Annotated in this window: 13 protein-coding genes; 5 read left to right on the forward strand and 8 right to left on the reverse strand. The window is 71.0% G+C overall.

Annotated features, from left to right (window positions below; genetic code table 11):
* Window positions 1–70: 70 nt before the first annotated feature.
* The 8 genes from AC1Q49_RS07855 to AC1Q49_RS07890 form a co-directional block, all read right to left on the reverse strand.
* Window positions 71–469, reverse strand: a complete 399-nt coding sequence (locus tag AC1Q49_RS07855; RefSeq protein ID WP_060960663.1) for an arsenate-mycothiol transferase ArsC — start codon at window positions 467–469, stop codon at window positions 71–73.
* Window positions 466–1,860: an FAD-dependent oxidoreductase gene (locus tag AC1Q49_RS07860; protein ID WP_492491446.1), complete on the reverse strand. Its 1,395-nt coding sequence runs from the start codon at window positions 1,858–1,860 to the stop codon at window positions 466–468. Before AC1Q49_RS07860 ends, AC1Q49_RS07855 begins: the two co-directional genes overlap by 4 nt.
* Window positions 1,860–2,633, reverse strand: coding sequence for an aquaporin (locus tag AC1Q49_RS07865; RefSeq protein WP_060960661.1), 774 nt, complete (start codon window positions 2,631–2,633; stop codon window positions 1,860–1,862). Before AC1Q49_RS07865 ends, AC1Q49_RS07860 begins: the two co-directional genes overlap by 1 nt.
* On the reverse strand, window positions 2,630–3,292 hold the full coding sequence (locus AC1Q49_RS07870) for an arsenate reductase ArsC (RefSeq protein WP_492491449.1): 663 nt from the start codon (window positions 3,290–3,292) through the stop codon (window positions 2,630–2,632). The genes AC1Q49_RS07865 and AC1Q49_RS07870 overlap by 4 nt, the downstream gene beginning before the upstream one ends.
* Window positions 3,289–3,705: an arsenate reductase ArsC gene (locus AC1Q49_RS07875; protein WP_060960659.1), complete on the reverse strand. Its 417-nt coding sequence runs from the start codon at window positions 3,703–3,705 to the stop codon at window positions 3,289–3,291. Before AC1Q49_RS07875 ends, AC1Q49_RS07870 begins: the two co-directional genes overlap by 4 nt.
* A gap of 39 nt (window positions 3,706–3,744) precedes the next feature.
* Window positions 3,745–4,647: a metalloregulator ArsR/SmtB family transcription factor gene (locus AC1Q49_RS07880; RefSeq protein WP_231735173.1), complete on the reverse strand. Its 903-nt coding sequence runs from the start codon at window positions 4,645–4,647 to the stop codon at window positions 3,745–3,747.
* Between the two features lie 169 nt (window positions 4,648–4,816).
* Complete coding sequence (locus tag AC1Q49_RS07885) at window positions 4,817–4,948, reverse strand: hypothetical protein (RefSeq protein WP_492491452.1); 132 nt, start codon at window positions 4,946–4,948, stop codon at window positions 4,817–4,819.
* A 30-nt stretch (window positions 4,949–4,978) separates the two neighbouring features.
* The gene (locus AC1Q49_RS07890; protein ID WP_060960658.1) at window positions 4,979–5,296 is read right to left on the reverse strand and encodes an ATP/GTP-binding protein; all 318 of its coding nucleotides are present in this window, start codon (window positions 5,294–5,296) and stop codon (window positions 4,979–4,981) included.
* 111 nt (window positions 5,297–5,407) lie between these two features.
* On the opposite strand from AC1Q49_RS07890, the gene AC1Q49_RS07895 reads away from it, so the two are divergent.
* The 5 genes from AC1Q49_RS07895 to AC1Q49_RS07915 are packed head-to-tail and all read left to right on the forward strand — an operon-like array spanning window position 5,408 to window position 8,882.
* Window positions 5,408–5,692 carry a metal-sensitive transcriptional regulator gene (locus AC1Q49_RS07895; RefSeq protein WP_492491454.1) on the forward strand — a complete coding sequence of 95 codons (285 nt, stop codon included), beginning with the start codon at window positions 5,408–5,410 and terminating at the stop codon, window positions 5,690–5,692.
* Window positions 5,693–5,738: 46 nt separating this feature from the next.
* Window positions 5,739–6,089 carry a heavy-metal-associated domain-containing protein gene (locus tag AC1Q49_RS07900; RefSeq protein ID WP_060960656.1) on the forward strand — a complete coding sequence of 117 codons (351 nt, stop codon included), beginning with the start codon at window positions 5,739–5,741 and terminating at the stop codon, window positions 6,087–6,089.
* Window positions 6,086–8,359 (forward strand): heavy metal translocating P-type ATPase, encoded by a 2,274-nt coding sequence (locus AC1Q49_RS07905; protein WP_060960655.1) that lies wholly within the window; start codon window positions 6,086–6,088, stop codon window positions 8,357–8,359. Before AC1Q49_RS07900 ends, AC1Q49_RS07905 begins: the two co-directional genes overlap by 4 nt.
* 27 nt (window positions 8,360–8,386) lie before the next feature.
* On the forward strand, window positions 8,387–8,650 hold the full coding sequence (locus tag AC1Q49_RS07910) for a hypothetical protein (RefSeq protein ID WP_060960654.1): 264 nt from the start codon (window positions 8,387–8,389) through the stop codon (window positions 8,648–8,650).
* A gap of 31 nt (window positions 8,651–8,681) precedes the next feature.
* Window positions 8,682–8,882, forward strand: coding sequence for a hypothetical protein (locus tag AC1Q49_RS07915; RefSeq protein ID WP_492491458.1), 201 nt, complete (start codon window positions 8,682–8,684; stop codon window positions 8,880–8,882).
* Window positions 8,883–8,893 lie beyond the last annotated feature (11 nt).

The raw sequence follows: 8,893 nt of genomic DNA on the forward strand, positions 1-8,893 counted from the left end.
ACTCGGCGGTGATCGATGACCAAGGCATCCGGGGGTGTCGGCGGATACTTCCGCCAACGGAGCGGCGATGTCAGTTGCGTGCCTCCTGCGAGAGTCGGCGAACGCTGGCTTGGACACGGTCGCGGAGGTCTCGGACTCCGTCGATGCCCCAGTTGGCGGGGTCGGGAAACTCCCACTCGATCAGTTCGCCTGGCACCGGGCCAGGCAGGGCGAGTCCGGGCTTCATGGTGACGACGATGTCCGCGGCCGCGAGATCCTCGACGGTGACGGCGCGAGGATGAGCGGTGGTGGTGTCGATGCCGAGCTCGGCGAGGGCCTCAGCGACCACCGGGTTGATCTGCTGAGCCGGGGTGATCCCGGCGCTGGTTGCGGTGAACCGTTCGGGCGCGGCGTGGGCGAGAAGGTGCGCGCCGAGCTGGGAGCGGCCGGCGTTGTGCTGGCAGAGGAACAGCACCGTGGGGGCGGTCATGACGGGACTCCCGCGGGGGTGAGCGCGTGCGCGCGCGACCAGGCCTGGGTCGCGGCCTGGATGGCGTCCCACGGGGAGCCGAGCGGGGGCGTGTAGGAGAGGTCGAGGTCGGAGACCTGCTCGACGGTCAGCCCGGCGTGCAGGGCGGTGGCGTAGGTGTCGACGCGCTTGGCGGTCTCGGTGCCGAGCCGCCCGACCAGCTGGGCACCGAGGAGTCGCCCGGTGGTGGTGTCGCCGGTGATACGGATGCTGATCGGCTGCGCGCCGGGATAGTAGCGCTTGTGGTCGTCTGCGACCGACCCGACCGTCGACGGGGAGAACCCGGCGGCTGCGGCGTCCTGGTCGCGGAGTCCGGTGCGGGCCGCGACGAGCTCGAAGACCTTCACGACCTGGGTGCCGACCGACCCTGCGAACCGGGCGTCACCGCCCAGGGCGTTCTCCCCGGCGATGCGGCCCTGCTTGTGGGCGGTGGTGCCCAGCGGCAGGTAGGTGGCGCCGAGGAGTCGGTGGTGGGTGATGACGCCGTCGCTGGCGGCGAAGACGTGTGGGAGGCCGGTGCGCATCTGCTCGTCGACGACGACCGCGCGTCCGGCGCCGAGGGTGGCCCCGGCGGACTCGAGGAGGGTGGTGTTGGGGCGGACGCCGACGACGGCGAGGACGAGGTCGGCGGTGTGGGTGACCGGCTCGCCGTCTCGGGTGGCGTGGACGGTGAGCCCGTCCGTGGTCTTCTCGACGGCGTGGACGGTGGTGTCGGTGTAGACGAGCACGTCGTGGTCCTCGAGCTCGGCGCGGACCAGGCCGGCAAGTTCGGGGTCGAGGGTGGAGAGCACTTCGGGGCCGCGCTGCAGCTGGGTGACCTGGATGCCGCGCGCGGCGAACGCTTCGGCCATCTCGAGGCCGACGTAGCCGGCTCCGATGATGATCGCGGTCTGCGGGTCGCGGCCGGTCAGGTGCTCGTCGAGCGCGAAGGTGTCGCCCATCGAGTGGATGACGTGGACGCCGTCGTCCGGGCCGAGCCGGTCAAGGCCCGCGATCCCGGCGTGGGAGGGCAGGGCGCCGGTGCCGACGATGAGCTCGTCGTAGCCGATCACGTCCTCGGTGCCGAGCCGGTCGCGGACGGTCAGTCGCCGGCCGGCGACGTCGATGCCGGTGGCGAGGGTGTCCAGCCGCAGCGACATGCCGGTCGCTTCCAGGTCGGCGTGGGTGCGGTGCGCGAGGGACTGCCACGGGGCGACTTCCCCGGTGAAGTAGTACGGGATGCCGCAGATGGAGTAGTTCGGGTAGGCGTCCGCGACGATCACGGTGACGTCGGCGGTGGGGTCGAGCTCGCGGGCGCGCAGCGCGGCGGAGATCCCCGCGTCGCTGCCGCCGATCACGGCGATATGGGTCATCAGGAGGTCTCTTTCGTCTCGGTCAGAACGGGCTCGGCGACCAGGTCGCCGGTCTCTGCGGCGTGGGGGAAGAGCAGGACGGCGAGGGCGATGCCGGCGGCGGCGCCGACAAGCTGGGCGCCCAGGAACGGCAGCACGGAGCCGGGGGCGATGCCGGCGAACGTGTCGGTGAAGACCCGGCCGATCGTGACGGCGGGGTTGGCGAACGACGTCGAGCTCGTGAACCAGTACGCGGCGCCGATGTAGGCGCCGACCGCGGCCGCGACGACCGGGACGGAGCGGCCGGTGCGAGCCAGGCCGATGATCAGCAGCACCAGGCCTGCGGTCGCGACGACCTCGGCCAGCACCGTCGCAGGAGTGGCCCGGTCGGTCGTGGAGATCGCGGTCGGGACGGCGAACATGGCGTTGGCGAGGACCGCGCCGCCGATGCCGCCGAGGATCTGCGCGAGGATGTAGAGGGCGAGCAGTGGAAGCGAGAGCCCCGAGCGGGTGCGGCGCCCGAGGAGGGCGTCGGCGAGGGACACCGCGGGGTTGAAGTGCGCACCGGAGACGGGGCCGAGCAGCAGGATCAGCACGCCGAGGCCGAAGGCGGTGGCGATGGAGTTCTCGAGCAGCTGCAGGCCGGCATCCGCCGAGAGCCGTTGCGCGGCGATCCCGGAGCCGACCACGACCGTCACCAGCAGCCCCGTGCCCAGCAATTCCGCCCCGGCCCGGCGGGCGAGCGCGCCGATCGTCGCCCGCGTTTCGGTGCGGGCGGGTGCGGGTGCGCTCACGTCCCGGCTGCTATCAGATCGGGAGTGAGCTCTGTGAGCAGCTGTTCGACGTGCTCGCGGATCTCGTCGCGCACCGCGCGGACGCCGTCGAGATCCAGGTCGGCCGGGTCGCCCAGCTGCCAGTCCAGATACCGCTTGCCGGGGTACAGCGGGCAGGCGTCGCCGCAGCCCATCGTGACCACGGCATCCGCGGCGCGCACGACGTCGTCGGTGAGCGGCTTGGGGAACTCGTCGCCGACCGTGATGCCCTCCTCCTCGAGGACCGTCAGCACGGAAGGCAGCAGCCCTGCGGCGGGCTGGGAGCCGGCGGAGCGGACGTGGACGCGGTCGCCGCCCAGGTGCCGGGTGATCGCGGCGGCCATCTGGGAGCGGCCGGAGTTCTGCACGCAGACGTAGAGGATCTCCGGCACCCGCTTGGCGATCAGGCCGCGGGACTGCGCCAGAGCGGTGAGCCGGTCGCGGGCGAACTTCTCCGCCAGGCTCGCCAGGTGCGTCGAGACGCTCGCGGTGCGCGCCAGGGCCGCGTAGGACTCGAACACCACCCGCTCGACGGTCTCCTCGCTGACCATGCCGGCGAAGTTGTGGGCGAGGCGCTCGGAGGCACGGTGCAGCACGGAGTCGGGGAACAGCAGCGCCTCCTGGCCGCGGTGCTCGTTCATGCCGTCCTCCTGGCAGGCAGGAGCTCGTCGATCAGCGTCTCGACGCGGCCGCGGATGTCGTCGCGGATGGGGCGGACGGCCTCGATGCCCTGACCGGCCGGGTCGTCGAGCTCCCAGTCCTCGTACCGCTTGCCGGGGAAGATCGGGCAGGCATCGCCGCAGCCCATCGTGATTACGACGTCGGACTCTCTGACGGCGTCAACGGTGAGGATCTTCGGGGTGTTCCCGGCGATGTCGATGCCCTCCTCGGCCATCGCAGCCACCGCGACGGGGTTGATCTGATCCTTCGGCGCCGACCCGGCCGAGAGCACCTCGATCCGGTCGCCGGCGAGGGATCGGAGATAGCCGGCAGCCATCTGGGACCGGCCGGCGTTGTGCACGCAGACGAACAGGACGGTGGGCTTGTCGTTCATGGGGTCTCGCTTCCTCTTGAGGAAAGAATAGACCGAAATCTATTGATTGGCGACAGGGATGACGGGGACAAGCTCGGGGAGGAGCTCGCGCACGCGCCGGTCGATGTCGTCGCGGATGCGGCGCACCGTCGCCGGCGGCTTGCCGACCGGGTCTTCGAGATCCCAATCCAGGTAGCGCCGTCCGGGGTAGACCGGGCAGGCGTCGCCGCAGCCCATCGTGATGATGTAGTCCGCCGCCTGCACGACGTCGTCGGTGAGAGGCTTGGGGAACTCGCCGCCGAGCGGGACGCCGATCTCGTCGAGGGCGGACACGATCGACGAGCGCACGTCATCGGCCGGCGCGGAGCCTGCGGTGCGGACAGTCACGCGATCGCCCGCCAGGTGGCGGAGGATGCCGGCCGCGAGTTGTGACCGGCCGGCGTTCTGCACGCAGACGAACAGCACCGTGGGCACGACCGTCTCCGTGTTCCCTGCATCGCGGCCGAAGTCGTCGAGTCGCGCAGCCGCGAACGCCGCGGTGCGGGACGCGAGCAGCGGGGTGTGCTCCCTGGCCGACAGCAGCCGGTAGGAGTCGTGGACGTACTGCTGCACGGTCTCGCGGCCGAGCGTGCCGCGGTAGCGGGCGGCGAGGTCGTCGACCACCCGCTCGAGGTCGGGATCGCCCCCCGGGGCCGAGCCGCCGAGCAGGGCGGTGACGCGGTCCTCGTGGTCGGGGTTGATCGAGTACCAGACCCGGCGCCCCTCGGGTTCGCGCACCACGATCCCCTCCGCGTGCAGAGCGCTCATGTGATGGCTGACAGTGGGCTGGCGCAGGCCGAGCTCGTCGGCGAGCCGCCCCACCAGCGCCCGCCCGTCCTCGGCGTCGCGGATCAGCTGCACGATCCGTGCGCGCGTGGGGTCGGCAAGCACCGTCAGCGCGGGACCCTCCACCATCTGATCCATAGATGCGAGTCTATCTCAGAGCAGACATGCCCGCGCGCAGCCCGGAACTTTCACGCGGTGCGCCTCGTCGATGTCGCTTCGACCACGAGTCCGCTCGTGCGCTCTTCGCGCTGCGGTCGTACCCGGTGCTGACGGGGCGAGCCGGCCAACGTGCACTCAATAATGAGATTCACCCGCGTGTCAGGAGCGATCGCGGGAACGGTGACGACGTGGACCACACCTCCCAGTAGGCCTGCCCGAGCAGGTCGTGGATGCGCTGCTGCGCGGCCGGATCCTCGGTGCGCGCGCAGTCGGACTCCAAAGGGAGCAGGTCTAGCAGGAAAAGCCGTCGCTACCGGACACCCGTCAGCGCGTCAAGCAGAGCCAAGTCGGGCTCCAGGCCCAGAAACCGGTGGTAGGCGAGCGAATCAGGGAGGGCGCGATCCAGGAACACGGCCTGCTGCGGTCGGGCGGCGCGCTCCTGCGCGATCTGCACGTCGACGACGGCGCAATGGAACTCGCCCTGCCGGGCACGCACCTCCGCGGTGCTGCGTCCGGTGATCCGCTGCAGGTCGCTGCAGTGGCGGGCGTGCTCGATCGTCGTTGCGTCCCCGCGATCGCGCAGCAGGTTGACCGTGGTGGTCTTGCCCGAGCTGGGACCGCCCGTCACGACGGGCCAACGGGTGGTCTGTGCGGGCCGCGGCTCCTAGATACCGGTCATGACCTCACCCTACACCCTGTACCCCTACAGGGTATGGTAAATTGAAGGTGGAGGTGCGAGATGGCACACGGGTATGTGGACAACAAGCCGGCGCTGCTGGCGCGGCTGAGCCGTGCGGAGGGTCAGGTGCGCGGGATCGCGCGGATGATCGACGAGGACGTGTACTGCATCGACGTGCTGACCCAGGTGTCGGCGGCGACGAAGGCGCTGGAGTCGGTCGCGCTGTCGCTGCTGGAGGACCACCTCGCGCATTGCGTGGCGCAGGCGACCGCCGACGGCGGCCCGGTCGCGGAGGAGAAGCTGCGCGAGGCGAACGCTGCGATCGCCCGGCTGGTGCGCTCCTAACGTCGTCCCCACTCACATCGTTCAACGCTCTTGAAGGGAGCACATCATGACCGGACAGGGATTCCAGGACCTCGGACTGCAGGCGACGAGCACCGGCGCGGGGTGCGCGTGTTGCAGCCCCACCTCCGACGGCACCGCAGCCACCTACACCACCGCTGTCCCGGTGACGGGTGACACCGTGTCGGCGCAGTTCCTGGTGGAGGGGATGACCTGCTCGCACTGCGTTCGCAGCGTCACCGAGGAGGTCTCCGCGATCGACGGCGTCTCCGACGTCGCCGTCGACCTGCACGCCGGCGGCGTGTCCACGGTCACCGTGTCCAGCGCCGCGCCGGTGGATGTGGAACGGGTGCGGGCGGCGGTGGAGGAGGCCGGCTACAACCTCGCCTCAGCGTCATGACCACGACCACGGATGTCGATCTAGACATCAGCGGGATGACCTGCGCGTCGTGCGCGACCCGGGTAGAACGGAAGCTGAACAAGCTGCCCGGGGTGGCGGCGACGGTCAACTTCGCCACCGAGAAGGTCCGCGTGCACGCCGACTCGCCGGTTGAGGTGGAGGAGCTGATCGCGGCGGTCGAGCAGGCCGGGTACGGGGCATCCGTCCCCGCCCCGCCCGTCCACACCCCCGACGAGAAGACCGCGCCGCAGGATGCGGAGTTGGTGTCGTTGCGGCAGCGGCTGATCGTCTCGACGATCCTGGCGTCGCCGGTCGCGGTGCTGTCGATGATCCCGGCGCTGCAGTTCACCTACTGGCAGTGGCTGACCCTGACCCTGGCGGCACCGGTGGTGGTGTGGGGGGCGTGGCCGTTCCACCGTGCCGCGGCGATCAACGCCCGTCACGGGGCGGCGACGATGGACACGCTGATCAGCGTGGGTGTGCTGGCCGCATTCGGCTGGTCGCTGTACGCCCTGTTCTTCGGCGGGGCCGGGATGCCGGGCATGCAGATGAGCGTCACCTTCGTCGGCACCCCGCAGGCCGGAGGCCACGAGGTGTATCTGGAGGTCGCCGCGCTGGTGACGGTGTTCATCCTCCTCGGCCGCTACCTCGAGGTCCGTGCGAAGCGGCAATCCGGGGAAGCCCTCCGAGCCCTGCTGGAGCTCGGCGCGAAAGACGCCGTCGTCCTCCGCAACGGCACCGAGCAGCGCATCCCCGTCGCTCAGCTCGCCCCCGGCGACATCGTCGTGGTGCGGCCGGGGGAGAAGGTCCCCGCCGACGGCCACGTCACCGAGGGTGTGTCCGCGGTGGACGAATCGATGCTGACAGGCGAATCCGTCCCGGTGGAGGTCGGCCCAGGCTCGCGAGTGGTCGGCGCCACCGTGAACACCGGGGGCCGGCTGCTGGTGGAGCTCACCCGGGTCGGCGCGGACACGGAGCTGGCGCGGATGGGCAGGTTGGTGGAGGAGGCGCAGACCGGGAAGGCGCAGGTGCAGCGCCTCGCCGACCGGGTCTCCGCCATCTTCGTGCCCATCGTGATCGTCCTCGCGGTGGCCGCGTTCGCTGTGTGGCTGCTGGTCGGCGCAGGGCCGGAGGTCGCGTTCACCGCCGCGGTGACGACGCTGATCATTGCGTGTCCGTGCGCGCTCGGGTTGGCGACTCCGACGGCGCTGCTGGTGGGCACGGGGCGTGGCGCGCAGCTGGGCATCCTGATCCGCGGACCCCAGGTGCTGGAGCAGACCCGCCGCATCGACACGGTCGTGTTGGACAAGACCGGCACCATCACCACCGGCACCATGACCGTCACCCACATCCACCCCACCCCCGGCACCGACCAGGCGGAGCTGTTGCGGGTCGCTGCAGCGCTCGAGCACGGCTCGGAGCACCCCATCGGCCGCGCCATCACCGCTGCCGCCACCGGCCCGCTCGCGGCAGTGGAGTCGTTCCAAGCCGAGGCCGGGCAGGGCGTGCAGGGCATCGTCGAGGGCCGCATGGTCGCCGCCGGCCGCGCCTCCTGGATCACCAGCCAGTGGTCCCTCCCGATCCCCACTGGCCTCGCCGGCACCATCGCGGCGGACGAGGCAGCGGGGGCGACGGTGACGGTGGTGGTGTGGGACGGGCAGGTGCGTGGAGCGATGAGCGTCGCCGACACCATTAAACCCACCAGCCGTGAGGCGGTCGCCCGGCTCCGGGAGCTCGGTTTGACCCCGATCCTGCTCACCGGCGACAACCCCGGCGCCGCACGGGCGATCGCCGACCAGGCCGGGATCGAGGACGTCCGTGCCGGGGTTACCCCGCAGGGCAAGCTCGACACCATCCGCGACCTGCAGACCGCGGACCGGGTGGTCGCGATGGTCGGCGACGGGGTGAACGACGCCGCAGCCCTCGCTGCAGCAGACCTCGGGATCGCGATGGGCACCGGCACCGACGCGGCCATCACCGCCGCTGACCTGACCATCGTCTCCGGCGACCTCGTGCTCGTGCCGGACGCGATCCGGCTGGCCCGGCGCACCCTCGGGACGATCAAGGGGAACCTGTTCTGGGCGTTCGCGTACAACGTCGCCGCGATCCCGGTCGCGATGCTCGCCCTGCTGAACCCCATCCTCGCCGCCGCAGCGATGGCGTTCAGCAGCGTCTTCGTCGTCACCAACAGCCTCCGACTGCGCCGCTTCCGCCCGCTCCCCACCCCGACCCGTGCCGCCGCCCGGGAGCCCGCGCCCGTCCGGGCCTAACCCATCCCCCTGAGAAGGAGAAATGTCATGTCCCACGACCACGACCACTCCGGGCACGACCACACGCACGCGCACGAGCACGGTGCGCACGAGCATCACCATCATGAGCCGCCGGAGGGGGCGACGAACCTGGTGACCTGCCCGGTGATGCCCGGCAATCAGGTCGACCCGGCCTGGGCGGAGCAGCGCGGCCTGTTCCGCGATTACCAGCGCAGCCGGTACTGGTTCTGCTGCGCCGAGTGCGGGCCGCTGTTCGACGCAGACCCCGCCCGTTACACGCACGCCGCCTGACCCGCGCCACAGAAGAAGGACGGCGCGCGAAGTGGATACGGCGGTCGAGCTGGTGCAGGCGTACCTGCGGGTTAACGGCTACTTCACCGTCGCCGAATACCCGGTGCTGGACGCGGCCGGCCCGGGCGGGCCGCGCACCATCAAGGACCTGGACATCCTCGGTGTGCGGCTCGGACGGGAGGGGGGCGCGGTCACGGGTGCCGTGTGGTCGCATGGTCTGTCCTTTCAGTGATGCGGCAGGGA

The sequence above is a fragment of the Microbacterium sp. MPR-TSA4 genome (assembly GCF_058792815.1).